At 70.9% G+C, this 15,897-nt stretch carries 14 protein-coding genes; 7 read left to right on the top strand and 7 right to left on the bottom strand.

Annotated elements, in window-relative coordinates; all coding sequences use genetic code 11:
* Nucleotide 1: 1 nt before the first annotated feature.
* From ICC28_RS14595 to ICC28_RS14575, 5 genes are all read right to left on the bottom strand, one after another.
* Nucleotides 2-967, bottom strand: coding sequence for a phytanoyl-CoA dioxygenase family protein (locus ICC28_RS14595; RefSeq protein ID WP_188288960.1), 966 nt, complete (start codon nucleotides 965-967; stop codon nucleotides 2-4).
* Nucleotides 964-1,857 carry a phytanoyl-CoA dioxygenase family protein gene (locus ICC28_RS14590; RefSeq protein WP_188288959.1) on the bottom strand — a complete coding sequence of 298 codons (894 nt, stop codon included), beginning with the start codon at nucleotides 1,855-1,857 and terminating at the stop codon, nucleotides 964-966. The genes ICC28_RS14595 and ICC28_RS14590 overlap by 4 nt, the downstream gene beginning before the upstream one ends.
* Nucleotides 1,854-5,147 carry a lantibiotic dehydratase gene (locus ICC28_RS14585; protein ID WP_188288958.1) on the bottom strand — a complete coding sequence of 1,098 codons (3,294 nt, stop codon included), beginning with the start codon at nucleotides 5,145-5,147 and terminating at the stop codon, nucleotides 1,854-1,856. The genes ICC28_RS14590 and ICC28_RS14585 overlap by 4 nt, the downstream gene beginning before the upstream one ends.
* 55 nt (nucleotides 5,148-5,202) lie before the next feature.
* On the bottom strand, nucleotides 5,203-6,663 hold the full coding sequence (locus ICC28_RS14580; protein WP_188288957.1) for a lanthionine synthetase C family protein: 1,461 nt from the start codon (nucleotides 6,661-6,663) through the stop codon (nucleotides 5,203-5,205).
* A gap of 173 nt (nucleotides 6,664-6,836) precedes the next feature.
* A complete protein-coding gene (locus ICC28_RS14575; protein ID WP_188288956.1) occupies nucleotides 6,837-7,031 on the bottom strand; it encodes an FDLD family class I lanthipeptide in 195 nt (64 codons plus the stop codon).
* 181 nt (nucleotides 7,032-7,212) lie between these two features.
* On the opposite strand from ICC28_RS14575, the gene ICC28_RS14570 reads away from it, so the two are divergent.
* Nucleotides 7,213-8,139: an LLM class F420-dependent oxidoreductase gene (locus ICC28_RS14570; protein WP_188288955.1), complete on the top strand. Its 927-nt coding sequence runs from the start codon at nucleotides 7,213-7,215 to the stop codon at nucleotides 8,137-8,139.
* Nucleotides 8,140-8,284: 145 nt separating this feature from the next.
* Entirely contained in the window at nucleotides 8,285-8,746 is a 462-nt protein-coding gene (locus ICC28_RS14565) for a hypothetical protein (protein ID WP_188288954.1), read from the top strand.
* Nucleotides 8,747-8,752: 6 nt separating this feature from the next.
* On the opposite strand, the gene ICC28_RS14560 is transcribed toward ICC28_RS14565, so the two are convergent.
* Together ICC28_RS14560 and ICC28_RS14555 are read right to left on the bottom strand one after the other, a co-directional pair.
* Nucleotides 8,753-9,460 carry a class I SAM-dependent methyltransferase gene (locus ICC28_RS14560; protein WP_282703829.1) on the bottom strand — a complete coding sequence of 236 codons (708 nt, stop codon included), beginning with the start codon at nucleotides 9,458-9,460 and terminating at the stop codon, nucleotides 8,753-8,755.
* A gap of 194 nt (nucleotides 9,461-9,654) precedes the next feature.
* The gene (locus ICC28_RS14555) at nucleotides 9,655-10,332 is read right to left on the bottom strand and encodes a ferritin-like domain-containing protein (protein ID WP_188288953.1); all 678 of its coding nucleotides are present in this window, start codon (nucleotides 10,330-10,332) and stop codon (nucleotides 9,655-9,657) included.
* A gap of 173 nt (nucleotides 10,333-10,505) precedes the next feature.
* Between ICC28_RS14555 and ICC28_RS14550 the strand changes: the two genes are divergently transcribed.
* From ICC28_RS14550 to ICC28_RS14530, 5 genes are all read left to right on the top strand, one after another.
* A complete protein-coding gene (locus ICC28_RS14550) occupies nucleotides 10,506-11,201 on the top strand; it encodes a response regulator transcription factor (protein ID WP_188288952.1) in 696 nt (231 codons plus the stop codon).
* Nucleotides 11,191-12,678, top strand: coding sequence for an ATP-binding protein (locus ICC28_RS14545; RefSeq protein ID WP_188288951.1), 1,488 nt, complete (start codon nucleotides 11,191-11,193; stop codon nucleotides 12,676-12,678). Before ICC28_RS14550 ends, ICC28_RS14545 begins: the two co-directional genes overlap by 11 nt.
* 68 nt (nucleotides 12,679-12,746) lie before the next feature.
* Entirely contained in the window at nucleotides 12,747-13,073 is a 327-nt protein-coding gene (locus ICC28_RS14540; protein ID WP_188288950.1) for a rhodanese-like domain-containing protein, read from the top strand.
* A 47-nt stretch (nucleotides 13,074-13,120) separates the two neighbouring features.
* Nucleotides 13,121-14,350: an FAD/NAD(P)-binding oxidoreductase gene (locus ICC28_RS14535; RefSeq protein ID WP_188288949.1), complete on the top strand. Its 1,230-nt coding sequence runs from the start codon at nucleotides 13,121-13,123 to the stop codon at nucleotides 14,348-14,350.
* A 125-nt stretch (nucleotides 14,351-14,475) separates the two neighbouring features.
* On the top strand, nucleotides 14,476-15,861 hold the full coding sequence (locus ICC28_RS14530) for an MBL fold metallo-hydrolase (protein ID WP_188288948.1): 1,386 nt from the start codon (nucleotides 14,476-14,478) through the stop codon (nucleotides 15,859-15,861).
* The last annotated feature ends 36 nt before the right edge of the window (nucleotides 15,862-15,897 follow it).

Here is a 15,897-nt window from a genome sequence, read left to right as displayed (position 1 = left end):
CTCAGCCGCGGCCCGCGCCGGACACGGGCCCTCCGGAGGTGCCGTACTCGGGATCCTCCGGGCTGCCGATCATGTGCAGCTCCCGCATCCTGGTGATGACCGGCGCCATCCGCGGGTTGCGCAGTGCCTGCTGCACCCACCGTTCGTCGTAGCGCGGGTAGGCGGTGGTGTCGTAGGGGGCGTCGGGGTCGACGGAGCCTGCGCTGTGGAAGAAGCGGCTGAAGACGTCCTCTTCCTCCGCCGTGGTCGGCTCGTTGGCGTAGCTCGCCGACCACTGCAGCCGGTCGACTCCGTTGATGCTGGCGTGCCAGATCTGCCAGTCGAAGACGATCACGTCTCCGCGTCGGGTCTCGGCGACCGTCAGGGGCAGTTCGGACACCTGCTGACGCACGGCCTTCTCGCCCCAGTCCTCCGCCCAGATGCCGTACTTCTTCTTCCATGCGTCGGCGGCAGCCGAAGCGTCGGCATGATGCGAGCCGGGCAGGAAGCGCAGGGCACCGGTGTCGGCGGTGAGCGGCTCCAGATAGACGGCGAAGGTGACACCGTGCATGCCGGGCATGCAGTCGCGGTGCAGCGGTGTCTGCGTGAACAGCAGGATGCTCTCGGCGAAGGTCGGCAGTGCCCGCGCCCTGACGAGATCGTTGGCGACGCCGAAGAACCGCCTGTCCTCGAGGAGTTCGAGACTGAACGGGGTGCGCTCGGCGCTCATCATCGGGAGCAGGTACGAGGGCAGGCCCTGCCCCTCGGGCCGTGCGCCGTTGAGGTAGCCGTAGGCGTCGGCGTGACCGCGCTCGACCTCCTCGGTGAGGCGGTTCATCTCGTCGGCCGTCAGAAGCTGCGGCAGCACGAGGAAGCCGAAGGTGTGGAAGAAGTCGATCTGTTCCTGCGTCAGGTACTGCTCGAAGCCGGGGCCGGTCGGGCCACTGCTCGCCGTGTCGTGCGTCCTGCGGTCACGGTCGCTGGTCACTGAGAGAGCCTCCTTCGTGCCTGTGCCACCTGGGCACGTGCTTCGGTGGTGTCCGCGGCGTGCTCGTCATCGGCGCGCCGCCACTCCTCCCACGCCGTCTGCTCCGGCGTGGTGAAGCCCGCGTTCTGCCGTACGTTGAACATCTCGTCCTCGCCGAGCAGACGCAGCGTGCGCCGGTCCCGGGTCCGGCGCGCGGTCTTGAGCAGGGCCTGCACATTCGGTCCGGTGAAGGATTCGTCGTGGCGCATCGCCGAGGTGTTGTAGCCGATGCCGAGGAACTGGCGCCTGCCCTCGCTCACGCTGTGCGTGCCGGAGTGCAGCAGGTTGTGGTGGATGAGCACCACGTCCCCGGGGGAGGTGTGCAGCAGCAGCTCGTCCTCGTGCGGCTCCTCCAGGCGGTCCTCCGGAATGCGCACCGGCGTCCTGTGCGAGCCCGGAATGACGCGCAACGGCCCGTATTCGAGGGTCATTTCCTGGAGATACGTGAAGCTGATGACCAAGAGCGGCTTGACGTACGCCCCGGTGGGGAAGTAGCCGAACCGGTCCCGGTGCCAGTGCACGGGGCGCCCCTTGGCCTCGGGTTCCTCCGCGTCGGCGCTGAAGAGCACGGCGCTGTCCAGTTGCACGGCCGGGCCCATCACGGCCTCGGCGAGACCGAGCAGGCGGGGGTGGGTGACCGCGGGCAGGACCGTACGCGGGCTGCGCTCGACGAGGCTGCCGACGATCAGCGGCGGATCCTCCCGTCCGTGCACGAACATCCAGTCCGCCGCGGCCTCGTCGTAGAGTCGGCGGAACCCCTCGATCTCATCGGCCGAGAAGACCCCGCGCAGCCACACGTAGCCGGACTCGCGGAACTCCCGTGCGGTTTCCGTCAGATCGGCCTCGATCATCGTGATGTCACCTCGGTGCGGTCGGGACGCTGTTCCAGAGCGTCGAGTGCCTTGCGCCAGAACGCGTAGATCTTCCGCTCCCGGTTCACGCCGATGCCGCACGCCCGATTGACATGCATGTGGACCAGGCTGGCGAGGATGTCCTCGGTCCCCTGCCACAGCGAGCCCTCTGCGTGCAGTTCGTGCAGTGTGGTGGCGGTGGTACCGAGCCGTTCGGCGTACGGGCCGGTCATGGCGAGGAGCACCTGGCGTTCGGGCCCGTCGGCTGGGCGCCGCCAGGGACGCAGCAGCTCGCAGAGTTCGGTCCGGTGAGGCTTGAAGGCCTCGCTGAACTCGTCCTTGTCCGAGCGGGCCCGGATGAAGGCAAGCCGTTCGTCGAAGGTCAGGCCCCAGGCTTCAAGGAGCCGGTCGAGGCAGAAGGCAGTGGTCACCGCGGGGTCCAGGCGCAGCGCACCGGCGTGCCGCGCCGCGATGACGGCCTGGGAGACATCGCTGTCGGCGCCGAACGCTCGCTCCACCGCGGTCATCGCGACGGGGCCGCCGTACCGCCACACCTCCGGGAAGTAGGTGTCGAAGCAGAATCTCCGGGCGAGCCCGGAGCGCACCACCTCGCGTGCCCACTCGGCGCTGCGGGCAAGCAGCGCCGCGTCGGCTTCCTGGCCGGCGGTCGCCAGCAGCCTTATGCGCAGGTGGGGTTCCGGGTCGGCGTAGCGCATGAAGAACCAGTCGGCGAGCAGCCCCTGGTCCCGTAGTTCGGCCACGAGGTGTGCCAGCGGGCGGGCCACGGCTTCGTCCTGGCGCCTGGTGGGCGTGTACAGCTTGAGGTACACCCACTCCTCGCCCGGTAGCTTGCGGAGGTCGGCGGGGGCCGGCGGACGGGCGGGGTAGCGGGACAGGCGAACGGGCAGTGGCTCGTCCGCGCCAGGCCTTCGCGGTGCCTGGGTCCGCGTCCGCCGCCACACCGGTACGACCACCTCCGACGCGTACGCCCTTCCCTCGGTGTCCCGCAGCCAGTGGTGGTCGCTGTCGGGCAGCACCTCTTGCACGGCGAGGCGTCCGGGGGCCTTGGTCTTCGCCAGGGCAGTGAGCAATTCGGAGACGCACGAGGGGTGTTGAAGGTCGAGCAGCAGACGGTTGTCGAACTCCACCAGGTAGACATGGCGTGGTACGCGCCAGCGCTCGCGCCACTCCTGGACGCCGCGGTATGCGCGCGTACTGTCGTCCCCGGGGCCTGTCGGCCGCACCGTGTCGTGCTGGAGGACCCACTGTGCCGGGCTGATGACGACCTTGCCGCGCCGCAGACGGGGAACGAACGGCGCGCTCTTGTACGGCCCCCAGTGGAAGGCCGCGAGCAGGGGGTGCCGGTCCTGCGCGATCTCCAGGAGGAACCGGCAGACGTTCGGTGCCTGGAGGTCGGTGAGCAAATGGCTCTGGCCGACCACGACCTCCTTGCCCAAGCGCTGGGATCGCACGTAGAAGCGGCCGTCGAGGACCCCCACCACGAGGTCGGACAGGCTGATGGTGCGCCCCTCGGGGACCGAGGCGGAGGAGTTCACCACGATCTCGTGGTCGCGCAGTTCCGGGTGGACGACGACGTTGGCGGCCCGCCGCACCAGGGGGAGATAGCTGAGCTCGGCGAAGACGGCTTCGGGCCTCCCTGCCTCCTCGCGGCGCGCGCACTCCCGCAGGCCCTCGGTCACCGACGCCGGAAGGACATCCGTGAACCGTCCGAACGTCCTGCCTCCGTCCGCCAGGGGTGTGGGGCACAGGACCGCGTGCCAGTCGTCCGTCTCCAGCGCCTCGGGAGACTCGGCGTGCAACTGCAGGTAGACGTCGAGCACCTCGGGCGCCGACTGGCCTGCCTCCGGCTGCCACTGCGCCAGTGCATCCAGCAGGCCGTCGGTGAGCTCGACCTCCCTGGCGCCGCTGCGGAGGGCTTCGGAGACCAGGTTGCACAGGACGACGTCACGGTGTGGTGTGGCGGGGGCGGGCGGTGCCTGCCGCGGCGGGTCGGCGACCGGCTCGGTGTAGGAGGCCGGCGGGCCCAGTCCCGCTTCGGCACTGAGGAGTTCGAGCAGGGGTACCTCCGCCTCCTCCCCGTAGCGTTGCACGAACTCGTCGTGGTAGCCGCGCAGATGCCGGAAGCCGGACGGAAAGAGCCCGAGCCGGAGAAGTGTCTCGGCGGCGTCCGCTGCGACGTCCCCGACCGCGCGTGGCAGGCGGTCCCCGACCGTGCTCAGGGCCAGGTCGACCTGGAAGGGCGGCGCTCCGGAATCGTGGATGCCCGTCTGGTGGCGGTGGAGCCGCGCGAAGAGGCGTTCCCGCTCGGCAGGATCGGCCGCCCGCGTCCGCTCGGCGAGGTCGACGGCGGTCGCGAGCGCCTGCCGCAGGGGTGCGGTCCGGGGGCTGTCGGGAAGGCGTTCGGCGAAGGTCGCAGCGGCGCGGGGGTCGCTCAGGGCGGGCCGCAGGTCGCTCATCAGGAAGCCGTGCGACCACAACGTCCGCAGCAGGGTGTCGATGTGCCGGCCGCCGGCCTGTGGCAGATCCCGGATCAGGCCCTCGCGCAAGGTGGCGTAGGCGACCGGGCGAGCGGCCCGTTTCAGTACCTCGAGGACGACCCCCGTGGCGCGCAGGGTGATGGAGCGGGTGTCGCGGGTGCCGTAGATGTCGGCGACCGGCAGGACCAGCCGGTCGCCTGCGACGTGGGCCGTGGGATTGGCGACGACACCGAGGCGGTCCGGCGAGGACTCGTCGCGCTCGATCCGTTCCACCAGGCCCATCAGCCAGTTCATGTCGGGCCTGGTGTGGACGGTCCCGGTCACGGGCAGCCCGAGACGCATCGGCGCTGTGCCCGCACCGTCTTCCGTCCGGTCGCCGAACCGCCCTGCGGCCACTCCCGCGAACAGGCCGAAGGGGGTGGCGCGCGTACTCATCCGGATCAGGTAGCGCAGCAGGCTCCGGTACGTGCGCTCGGTGCGGCGAGCCGACGTTCCGTCCGTGTCGAGGGAGTCCGTGGCATCGGCCAGCGACGGGCTCGCGGCCCTGAGCGCCTGCCTGATCTCCGCCCGGGCCGCCGCCGCGCGCAGCAGCTCCCGGATCCGTTCCCCCGCCTCGCGCAGAGCCCGGTCGAGATCCTCGCCGGGAGCGTTGCGCAGGTTGTCCGCCGGGGCCATCAGCCGGTGATAGGCGGTGACGGGCAGTACGGGCGCGCGCAGCAGGAAGAAGCCCGCAGGTTCGTAGACACCACCGGTGGCGGAGGGGTGAGGTGATCCCTTGTCGAGCTGGCTCATGGGTATGTGATTCCTGCCTTTCGGACTGCGTGAGTCACCTTCGCCATGTCTGCGGTCAAGACATCAGCAGGGCCCGGTCCCACTCCGGCGTGACGGACGTGGCCGCGGCCAGGAGGGCGAGGACCACTCCGGCCGCGCCGGTCAGGAGTCCGGGGTCGTCGACGAACACACCGGGCTGTTCCTCGTCGCGGTAGCCCAGGGGCGCCGTGGGCATGAAGCGGTCCAGGATTTGTTCGGCCAGGACGGGAATCCCGGCCTCGATCGCGGAGCCGGGGGCGTCCGGCAGCATGCGCAGACACACCATGAGAAGACCTGCCGCACCATGGCACAGGGTCGGTGAGGGGATGTGCCGCTCGGGCAACGGGCGGCGCAGCACGCTCTCCACGGCCTCGATCGCGAGGCGTCTGAGCTCGGGGGCTTCCAGGGCGTGTCCCGCGTGCCACAGCGCCATGGCGATGCCGGGCGCTCCGTAGCACCATCCTGCGCGCGACGGCGGCCGGGTGACCGCGGCACCCTGCGCGGGAGGGGCGTGACGGCCCACGTGGTTGGGCCAGTTGACACCCCATGGATCCTCGACGCGATGGTCCGCCAGCCAGTCGGCCAGTGTTCGGATCGCCCCGAGTTGCCCCGGGTGTCGATGGCCCGCCCGCCAGGCCAGCGCGAGGGCGGCGAGCGGGCCGGCGCCGCCGTGCGCAAGTCCCAGGTCGAAGTAGCCCTCCGGGCATTCTTCCAGGAGCGCCGGATCGGGCGATTCGGCCGAGGAAAGCAGACGTCGAGAACCGCCTCCCTCGGCCAGCCGGATCAGATGGCGGACCAGAATTCCCGCCGACTCCCGCTCGGCCGGCTCCTGGGTACCGGTGCCCAGGAGCGCGCAGAGAGCGCCGGAGGCTCCGGTGACCACGTCGTAGAGGTGATCTTGTGTGTACTCGCCAGAAGCGCCGGTGTCCTGGTGCCACGGGCCTTCGGTGATCTGGCGGAGGAGGGCGGAGTGCACCTTTCCCGCTGCGGTCGCGTACCGCGGCTCGCTCTCGGCGGCCTGGGCGAGGACCAGCGCGAGGCCGCCGGTACCCCCGTACAGGCTCGGGGTCAGCAGGGGAGTCTGCGCGGTCGAGCGTGCGGAAAGGCTCAGACAGATGTGCATCTGCCGCTCCCAGCCTTCCCCGGGCAGGGCGCGTGCGAGGTACACGAATGCCATGGCCAGGCTGGGAAAGCCACAGGCCAGAGTCGGGCCGACGAATTCGAACCGAGATGAGCGCCGGGCGGCATCCGCCGTGGTGGCGCCCACCAGCTCCAGGTCGCCCAGGCGTTGGCCCACGGACCGCACGCGGTCGAGCGCGCGCTCCCGCAGAGAACCGGACAGCGTGGGCTGCCATGCGCGTGCGGGCGGGTGGGCCTGTGCGGCGCGGTCGTACTCAGGGGTCCTGGTGTTCGTGGGGCCGTCAGTGTTCGTGGGGCCGTCAGTGTTCGTGGCGGCCTGGTCGACCGCGGACGGATGTGCGCGGGACGTCGATGCCATGGAGCGTCCTTACCCGGGCGGCCCGGAGGGGCTGCGCCGACGTGACTGCAAGGGATCTTCGCCAGAGCTGGGACGGGCCACTTGTTGGTGCTCACCGCAACACGTCCCAGCCACTGGCCTCCGTCAGAGGGAGTCACCTCGGCGGGAGTGAAAGGTCACCCCCGGTGGCGCTGCTAGTTCCAGTACTCCGTGGGCATGTTGACGTTCTGCGCGACCTCGCCGGAGCAGCACTTCGTCCACCGGCAGCTGTAGCGGTGCGTGCACCACCAGGCCATCGGGTCGGTGTCCTCCGCTCCGGCCTCCGGAGCGTCGACCCGAATATCCAGGTCGAATTCGTCCAGAGGGATGTCGAGGGTTTGAGTGGTCATGAAATGAGCCTCCAAGTCGGTTGACGTAGAGCGGCTATCGACAGTAGGGATCTCACTCCCGTGATGTAACCCCTACTCGACGGGCCGAATTCTCGACCCCTATTCGAAATTGAGGGGTACCCCTACTCGGAGGGGTCGACTGGGGTAGCCAACATGGAACGAGACTGTCATTCTCGTCGCCATGCGCGGATTCCGGTTTTCCTTCAACATCTGCCAGGCGGAGTCCAAAGAAGACTTCGCCAAAATGTGCCGGAGGAGTGAGGAGTACGGCTATGACGTCGTTCTGACTGCCGATCACCTCGGCATGCTGGCACCGTTTCCCGCCCTCGTTGCGGCAGCGGACGCCACGGACAGGCTGCGTGTCGGCACGCTGGTCCTGAACACTTCGTTCTGGAACCCGGCGCTGCTGGCCAGGGAGATCCTCAGTACCGACCTGCTCACGGACGGCCGCCTCGAAGTCGGCCTCGGCGCCAGCCACATGCGCTGGCAGTTCGACGAGGCGGGCATTCCCTGGGAGCCCATCGCCACTCGTGCCGATCGGCTCGCGAGCACGGTCAGCGAACTGGAGCGGCACTTCACTACGGAGGTCGGCGCGCCGCCGGAAGCGCGGGGCGAGTCACGGGCCGTACAGCAGCGCGGGTTCCACCGCACGGGCCCGCCGCTGCTCATCGGGGGCGTCGGCGACCGCGTGTTGCGGATCGCCGCGGAGCACGCCGACATCGTCAGCATCTCCGGTGTCCACCAGATGCACGGCAAGCCCGCCGGTATGTGCCGTCTCGGCTCCGCCGCCGAGGCGGCCGACCGGGTGCGCTTCGTACGGGAGCACGCGGGCGCCCGGTCCGCCGACCTGGAGTGGCACATGCTGGCGCACGCCGTCGAGGTGACCGACGACCGGCGGGCAGCGGCTGAGAAGCTCCTCAAGCAGCTCGGCATGGGCATCAGCGTGGAGGATGCCTTGGAGACGCCCTATCTGCTGATCGGGACCGTCGACGAGATCGCCGAACAGCTCGTCACCAACCGGGAGAGATACGGATTCTCCTACATCACCGTGCACCAGCCCTACATCGAGGCGTTCGCCCCCGTCATCGACAAGCTCCGGGGCAGTTGACCGGCAGCCGCACCCACCTCCGTCACCCCCTTCTGCCCGGCAGAGGGGGGTCGCTTCACGTCCTCACCCCGAAAGGGCGGGCCTGGGTGTGCGGATGATACCTTCACAGCGCGTATTCGTATCCTGCTATGAGAGTTGACGCATCATGGCTGAAAAACGGCGCTTGAAGAGGCCGGCCACCCTGATTCCCCTGATCGGTGTGATTTTCCTCGTCGGGTGGATGGCGACCGTCATCGTGTCGATCCTGAATGAAGAGCCCGACGGTGAGCCCACATTGAACGAACTGAGCTCGGCCGTGGAGCGAGCCCTGAAGGACGGTGACGCGGGAGCATTCGGCCGCCTCGTCGACTCCGACAGTTCGGGAGACGATTACGCCGCCAACTATGTGGAGCGCCTCGACCGGACCCGTCCGCAGGGGATCCGTACAACGGTGCTGCGGCGCGAGAAGGATCCCGCGATCACGGTCGTCGCGAACGTGGACGGTGGGGGCGTCGTGTGCAGCACTTGGTCGGCGATCCGCAGCGAGGGGCGCTGGGTCCTGGACGCGGCACCGGCCCTGAGCCAGGACGGGGGCTGTGGTGCCGCCGGCGGTGACAACTCCCGCTGAGCGCAGTCAGATCCGGCGGGCTCGCACCCACCAGGCGGCGCTGTGCACCCTGTTGTCCGCGTCCGTCGTGCCGTCGATGCTGAAGCGGCTCACGAAGATCTTCCGCAGTGCCGCGGACGGGACACGCCCGAGCAGAGTGCCCCGGCGCACTTCGAGAGTCTGCCAGCCCGCCACCTCCAGGGCCTCACGAACATAGCGCGCGGAGATCCGGAAGAGCTCCGGGTTGCCCGGCGGCAGTGCGTCCGAGAAGCAGACGAGATGCAACTGTGCGCCGGGGGCGGTGGCACGGTTCAGCGCCCGGAGGTAGCGGGGGCGTTCCTCCTCGTCCAGGCAGTGGAACAGGGCGCAGTCGACCACGGTGTCGAAACGCCCTTCGTACCCGCTCAGTCGGACGGCGTCGGCGACGGCCAGGTCGACGCGGAGCCCACGCCGACGCGCCAGTTCTCGCGCCCGCTCGATCGCGTGGGGGGAGGAATCGAGCCCGGTGACCCGGTGCCCGTGGGCGGACAGGAAGGCGGCGTTCTCCCCCAGGCCGCAGCCCGCATCGAGAACCGCGCCCCGTATGGTGCCCTCGCGCTGCCACTGCACGACGGCCGGCTGAGGCTCGCCGATGTCCCACGGCATGCACTCCTCCGACCCGTCGGCCGCCGCGGATGCGCCCGCACCGTGATCCATGAGCTCGCCCTGCCGGAACGACCCACCGCCATCGGTCACTTGCCCCTCCTCTCCGGTCGCCCGCTCCCCGCTCCCCGGGCCGGCCGGGGGCTTCGAACGTGTCAGCTCGCAACCTGAGCCACAACCCCTACCGCGGGCGAATAAGGGCTTCCCGGGTGCGGCTGCCACGGCGGAGACGGAAGTGGTTCCGAGCGCCCTGCCACGGCGTCACATGCGGACCCGACTTCACTCCCCTATTCCGCGGCGATCCAGTGCTCGAACGCCGCCTGATGCCGCTCGGAGGCGGCGAGCAGGTTGGTGTACACCTGGCGGGTGTCCGGGGCGGTGAGCCCGGACAGCGCCTCGGTCAGTGCGGCGATGTCCTCGGTCTCGACCGTGCGCCCGGCCTTCAGAGCGCCGGACAGGCTGTCCTCTCCCTGCTTCAACAGCCGGTCGTAGGTGGCCTGGACGGTCGGGTCGGTGAACTCACCGGTCGGCTTGCCGGCGGTCGGGTCGGTGACGTCGTAGCGGTCCAGCAGGGTGCGCACGGCGCTCAGCTGGCTGGTCTCTGCCGCGGCGATCCGTTCGAAGACACGTACGTCGTAGCGTGCGGCGAACGCGGTGTAGAGGTCGTGCGCGAGCTTCTCCTCCTCGGCCATGCCCGCCAGCGTGGTCTTCTGGGCCGCGGTCAGGGTGCCCTGCGCGGCGAGGGCGGTGTAGCCGGTGCAGCTCCCGTCGCGGCGGGAATCGTGCATGCCCTCACCGTGCCGTCCGGCGTAGTGCTGACGTCCCGTCATCATCTGCTGCTGCATGGTGGTGCCCGGCGCCGGGGTCTCGTCCGTGCCCGCCGCCACCGCGCCGCCGGCCAGCAGGCCGCCGATGGCGAGCACGCCCGCGGTGACAGCCGTCGCGATCCTGACATTGCGCTTCATGGCGAACCTCCTCGTCTCCGCGGGAGCCTCTTCCGTTCCCGCACCGTCACCGTCGCGCCCGGTCCTGCAGTCGTCGTGCGCTGTGTGTGGAGACGGGATGGAGACGACCGCCGGGCGGGTTGGGGCTGTTCGGCCCCTCGCAGGGGCGGGCGTGTGACGCGTAGATGTGGGACATGGCCGCCACCGTGCTCGTAGTCGAGGACGAGAAGGAGATCCGTGACCTGCTGCGCCGCTACCTGGAGCGCGCGGGGTACGGAGTGCTGACGACCGGCTCGGGTGCGGAGGCGGTACGGCTGCTCGGTGAGCCGGGGATCGACCTGACGTTGCTGGATCTCGGGCTGCCGGACGTGGACGGTGACGAGGTGCTGCGCGAGGCCCGCGAGCGCGGCCGGGTGCCGGTGGTCGTGCTGACCGCGCGTACGACCGTCGAGGACCGTATCCACGGGCTGCGGCTGGGCGCCGACGACTATGTGACCAAGCCGTTCAGTCCCACCGAGGTGGTGCTGCGAGTGGGTGCGGTGCTGCAGCGGGTCGGGGGCACGGCGACCGGGGCGACTCCGGTTCCGTCGTACGGCGACGGACGGCTGCGGATCGACGAGGCCCGGCACGAGGCGGTACTGGATGGCTGTTCCCTGGAGCTGACGCCCACCGAGTGGGGTCTGCTGACCGCGCTGGCTTCGGTGCCCGGTCGGGTGTTCTCGCGCTATGAGCTGGTCAACCGCGTGCGCGGCTACGAGTTCGCCGGGTACGAGCGGACGATCGACTCGCATGTGAAGAATCTGCGGCACAAGCTCGGGGAGGCCGGCGCCGACCTCGTGGTGACTGTGCTGGGCGTGGGCTATCGGCTGGGGTGGTCCCGTGACCCGTGAGCCCGGTTCGCCGCACTCCGGCGTTCGGCCGTCCGGCCGGCTCGGACCGCTCGGGCGGCGCCTGTTCGCCGCGTTCGCCGTGGTGGCGCTGGCCTCCGTGGCACTGCTGACGGCCGCGGCGCTCTTCGGAACCGACCGCGGGCTGAGCAGCGCTCACCAAGCCGACCGGCAGCGCACCGCCGATCGGGTGGCCGCGGCGGCAGCCGACGCCTACCGGGCCGGGGGCGACTGGTCGACGGCCGACCTGTCGGCGGCGCGTTCCCTCGCCGCGGGCGCCGGGGCGGTGCTCACGGTGCGCAACGCGGACGACGGGACGATCTCCGGCCCCTCCGGAGCCGAATCCCGGGACGAGCACGGCGTGCCCGGTTCGGGGCAGGGGCACCACGGGCAGGGCATGGGCTCGGGCCCCGGCGCGAACGCGCTCGTGGTGGTCGACGGCCGCACTGTCGGCTCCGTGCACCTGGCCTTCTCGGCCGGCTCCGGGACGGCGGGTCTGTCCGTCGCCTGGGGCTGGGTGGCCGCGGCTGCCGTCGGTGCGCTGGCTCTGGCGCTGGGCGTGAGCTGGTTCGTCACCCGGCGCCTGACGGCTCCGGTCGTGCGGGTCGCCGCGACCGCGCGTGCGCTGGCCGCCGGGGACCGCAGCGCCCGGGCCCGGATCGACGCACCCGGTGAACTGGGCGACCTCGCCCGCGCCTTCGACGCCATGGCCGACGACGTGGGCCACGCGGAGCAGGCCCGTCACCGCCTCGCCGCAGATGTCGCCCACGAACTGCGCACGCCCCTGGCCTCGCTGCAGGCGGGGCTGGAGGAATTGCGCGACGGCTACACCGAGCCGGCCCCGGACCGTCTGGCCTCGCTGCACGACCAGGCCCTGCGGCTGGGCCGCATCGTCGACGACCTCGGGAAACTCGCCGAGGCCGAGTCCGCCCGGCTGTCCCTGCACCTGGCCGAGGTGGATCTGACCGCCCTGGCCGAGGCCGCCGTGGCCGAACGGGGGGCCGAGCTGCGCACCGCCGGGCTGACCGTGCACACGGTCTCCAGCCCCGCTTCCCTGCCGGTGCGCGCCGACGCCGACCGGCTGCACCAGGCGCTCGGCAACCTGCTCAGCAACACCGCCCGCCACTGCCGTCCCGGCGACACCGTCACCGTCACGACGTCCGCCACGCCCACCGAAGCTCTCGTCGAGGTGGCCGACACCGGCCCCGGCATCCCCGCCGACGAGCTGCCGCACGTCTTCGACCGGCTGTGGCGCGGGGCCCGCGCTCGCGCCGGAGGCGGCAGCGGCATCGGCCTGGCCGTGGTCAAGGAGCTGGTCACCGCCCACGGCGGCACGGTCACCGCGGTCTGCGGACCGGGCGGCGGGACACGGATGACCCTCCGACTGCCCAGGCCCGCGCCGCAGGGATCCCGACTCGGTCCGGGCTCCGTCACCGAGCCCCGCGTTGCCTCTCGGGCAAATACCCCCAGGGGTATTTGACGCCGGTCTCCGGGTCGCCGTACTCTCGGCGACAAGATACCCCCTGGGGTAATTGAGGAGGCAACGAAGTGGCTCGTGAAGTGACACAGGAAGCGTTCGTGGCGGACTGGGCCGACGGCGCACTCGTCATCGACGTACGGGAGGCGGACGAATACGCGGCCGGACACGTCCCCGGCGCGCGTCTGATGCCGCTGCGCACCGTGCCCGCCCGCTGCGGCGAACTGCCCACCGACCGGCCGGTGTACGTGATCTGCGCCAGCGGCAACCGCAGCCGGACCGCCGCCGACCGGATGACCTCCCGCGGCATCGACGCCTACTCCGTCGTCGGCGGCACCGGCGCCTGGGCCCGCGCCGGACGTCCGGTCGCGGCCGGTTCACCCGAGCACGCCGCCTGATCCCTGTCCGACACCCGCACACCGGCCAGTCGGAAAGGAGCCCCGCCTTGGCCGCCACCCCCTCCCCCACCGACGCCCCGATCTCCGGCCGTCACCGTGTCGCCGTCGTCGGCGGCGGCAGCGCCGGCATCAGCGTCGCCGCCCGGCTGCGCCGCGCCGGGATCAGCGACATCACCCTGATCGAACCGTCCGACACGCACTGGTACCAGCCGCTGTGGACCCTGGTCGGCGGCGGCCAGGCACCCCTGCGCAGCACCCGCCGCCCCCAAGGGTCGGTCATCCCGGACGGCGTCCGGTGGATCCAGCGGCGCGCCCTCGCCGTCGACCCCGACGCCCGCACGGTGAGCCTCTCCGGCGGAGCCGAACTCACCTACGAACACCTGGTGATGGCACCGGGTCTCCAGCTCGACTGGGACGGCGTCCCCGGCCTCGGCGAGGCCGTGGGCCACGACCGGGTGAGCAGCAACTATGCCCCCGAGTACGCCCCGCGCACCTGGGAGCTGATCCGGCAGATGCGCTCGGGTACGGCCGTCTTCACGCACCCCGCGACCCCGCTGAAGTGCGGCGGGGCCCCGCAGAAGATCGCCTACCTGACCGCCGACCACTGGCGCAAGCAGAAGGTCCTCGACGACATCCGCATCGTCCTGGTCATCCCCGATCCGGCGATGTTCAAGGTGCCCGCCTGGTCTCGGGTCCTGGAGAAGGTGGCCGCCCGGTACGGCATCGAGGTGCGGCTGCGCTCCGAGATGACCGCCGTCGACGGCGACGCCCGCGAGCTCACCGTCACCGACCGTGCGAACGGCACCAAGGAGACCCTCGGCTACGACCTGCTGCACGCCGTGCCGCCGCAGAGCGCACCCGACTGGGTCAAGACGAGCCCGCTCGCCGACCCGGCCGGCCCGCAGGGCTTCGTCGCGGCCGACAAGCACACCCTCCAACACCCTTCGTACGAGAACGTCTTCGCGCTCGGTGACGTGGCGAACCTGCCCACGTCGAAGACCGGCGCCGCGGTACGCAAGCAGGCCCCGGTGGTCGCGGCGAATCTCCTCGACGTCATGAACGGCCGTTCCCCGTCGCACCGGTACGACGGCTACACGTCCTGCCCGCTGGTGACCGCCCGCGACCGGATGCTGCTCGCCGAGTTCGACTACGACCTGACCCCCACGCCCACGTTCCCGCTGCTCGACCCGTTCAAGGAACGGCGCACGATGTGGCTGTTCAAGCGGTACGGCCTGCCGCCGGTGTACTGGCACGGCATGCTCACCGGCCGCCTCTGACCGGTCGGCCCGGGCCTCCCCCGACCCGGGCCGACCACTCCCCCCGCCCCCGCCAAGGGCGGACCAGAACCCTCTATATACCCCCCGGGGTAATCAACCCAGTCCGACATGGAGGTCACCCGACCATGTTCTTCGCCCAGTACTACCTCGACTGCCTCTCCCAGGCGTCCTACATGATCGCCGACGAGAGCACCGGCAAGGCCGTCGTCGTCGACCCGCGCCGCGACGTCTCCGAGTACCTCACCGACGCCGCCGAGCACGGCTTCACCATCGAGGCCGTCATCAACACCCACTTCCACGCCGACTTCCTCGCCGGCCACCTGGAGCTCGCCGACCGCACCGGCGCCTGGATCGGCTACGGACAGCGCGCCGAGGCCGAGTACCCCATCCGCAAACTGACCGACGGCGAGCGCATCAGCCTCGGCGACGTGCAGCTGCAGATCCTCGAAACCCCCGGGCACACCCCGGAGTCGATCAGCGTCCTGGTGTACGAGCACACGGGCGACGCCGTCCCCTACGGCGTCCTGACCGGCGACGCGCTGTTCATCGGCGACGTGGGCCGGCCCGACCTGCTCGCCTCGATCGGCGTCACCGCCGACGAACTCGGCCACATGCTCTACGACACCATCCAGCACAAGCTGATGGACCTCCCGGACGCGGTCCGGGTCTTCCCCGCCCACGGCGCCGGCTCCGCCTGCGGCAAGAACCTCTCCACCCAGCGCCAGTCCACCATCGGCGAACAGCGCGCCACCAACTACGCCTGCCGCCCCATGAGTGAGGAGAAGTTCGTCCAGCTGGTGACGGCGGGCCAGCCGTCCGCGCCCGCCTACTTCGTCTACGACGCCATCCTCAACCGCAAGGAGCACGGCCTGTTCGACGCGGCCGCCGCGCCCCGGCCCCTGTCGGTGGAGGAGTTCATGGAGCGGCGAGCGGCCGGAGCCGTCGTGGTCGACGCCCGTTCCCCGCAGGACTTCGCCCCGGGACACCTGCGCGGCTCGGTCAACGTCCCCGCGGACGGACGCTTCGCCGAGCAGGCGGGCATGGTCGTCGCCCCCGAACAGGACGTCGTCGTCATCGCCCCGCAGGACCGGGAGGAGGAGGTTGTCACCCGGCTCGCCCGGATCGGCTTCGACAGGGTCGGCGGCTATCTGCGCGAACCCGAGGGCGCCTTCCCGGCCCTGGCCGACGAGATGACGCAGGCCAGCCGGCTGACCGCCGACGAGTTGCACCGTCTGCTCGACGGCGAGGAACCGCCGCTGGTGCTCGACGTGCGCAACACCGCCGAGCGCGAAGAGGGCTTCATCGAGGGCTCGTTGCACATCCCGCTGGCCGAACTCGCCCGCCGCGCCGACGAGATCCCGGCCGACCGGCCCCTGGTCGTCCACTGCGCGGGCGGCCACCGCTCCTCCATCGCCGCCAGCCTGCTGCGCCACCAGGGCCGCACCGACGTCTCCGACCTCCTCGGCGGCTACGGCGCCTGGCTCGCCCTGCCCGCGTCCGCCGACGTCTGATCCGCCGCGCCGCTGACTCCGGGCGGCGGCCACGGG

It is taken from the genome of Streptomyces sp. TRM68416, assembly GCF_014596915.1.
Taxonomy (GTDB): domain Bacteria; phylum Actinomycetota; class Actinomycetes; order Streptomycetales; family Streptomycetaceae; genus Streptomyces.
This window is presented reverse-complemented; position numbering and strand designations above follow the sequence as displayed.

What these genes read in the sequence shown, in the direction of transcription:
- ICC28_RS14590 (WP_188288959.1), bottom strand. Translation starts at nt 1,857, where the DNA reads ATGATCGAGGCCGATCTGACGGAAACCGCACGGGAGTTCCGCGAGTCC.
- ICC28_RS14585 (WP_188288958.1), bottom strand. Translation starts at nt 5,147, where the DNA reads ATGAGCCAGCTCGACAAGGGATCACCTCACCCCTCCGCCACCGGTGGT.
- ICC28_RS14580 (WP_188288957.1), bottom strand. Translation starts at nt 6,663, where the DNA reads ATGGCATCGACGTCCCGCGCACATCCGTCCGCGGTCGACCAGGCCGCC.
- ICC28_RS14575 (WP_188288956.1), bottom strand. Translation starts at nt 7,031, where the DNA reads ATGACCACTCAAACCCTCGACATCCCTCTGGACGAATTCGACCTGGAT.
- ICC28_RS14570 (WP_188288955.1), top strand. Translation starts at nt 7,213, where the DNA reads ATGCGCGGATTCCGGTTTTCCTTCAACATCTGCCAGGCGGAGTCCAAA.
- ICC28_RS14565 (WP_188288954.1), top strand. Translation starts at nt 8,285, where the DNA reads ATGGCTGAAAAACGGCGCTTGAAGAGGCCGGCCACCCTGATTCCCCTG.
- ICC28_RS14555 (WP_188288953.1), bottom strand. Translation starts at nt 10,332, where the DNA reads ATGAAGCGCAATGTCAGGATCGCGACGGCTGTCACCGCGGGCGTGCTC.
- ICC28_RS14550 (WP_188288952.1), top strand. Translation starts at nt 10,506, where the DNA reads ATGGCCGCCACCGTGCTCGTAGTCGAGGACGAGAAGGAGATCCGTGAC.
- ICC28_RS14530 (WP_188288948.1), top strand. Translation starts at nt 14,476, where the DNA reads ATGTTCTTCGCCCAGTACTACCTCGACTGCCTCTCCCAGGCGTCCTAC.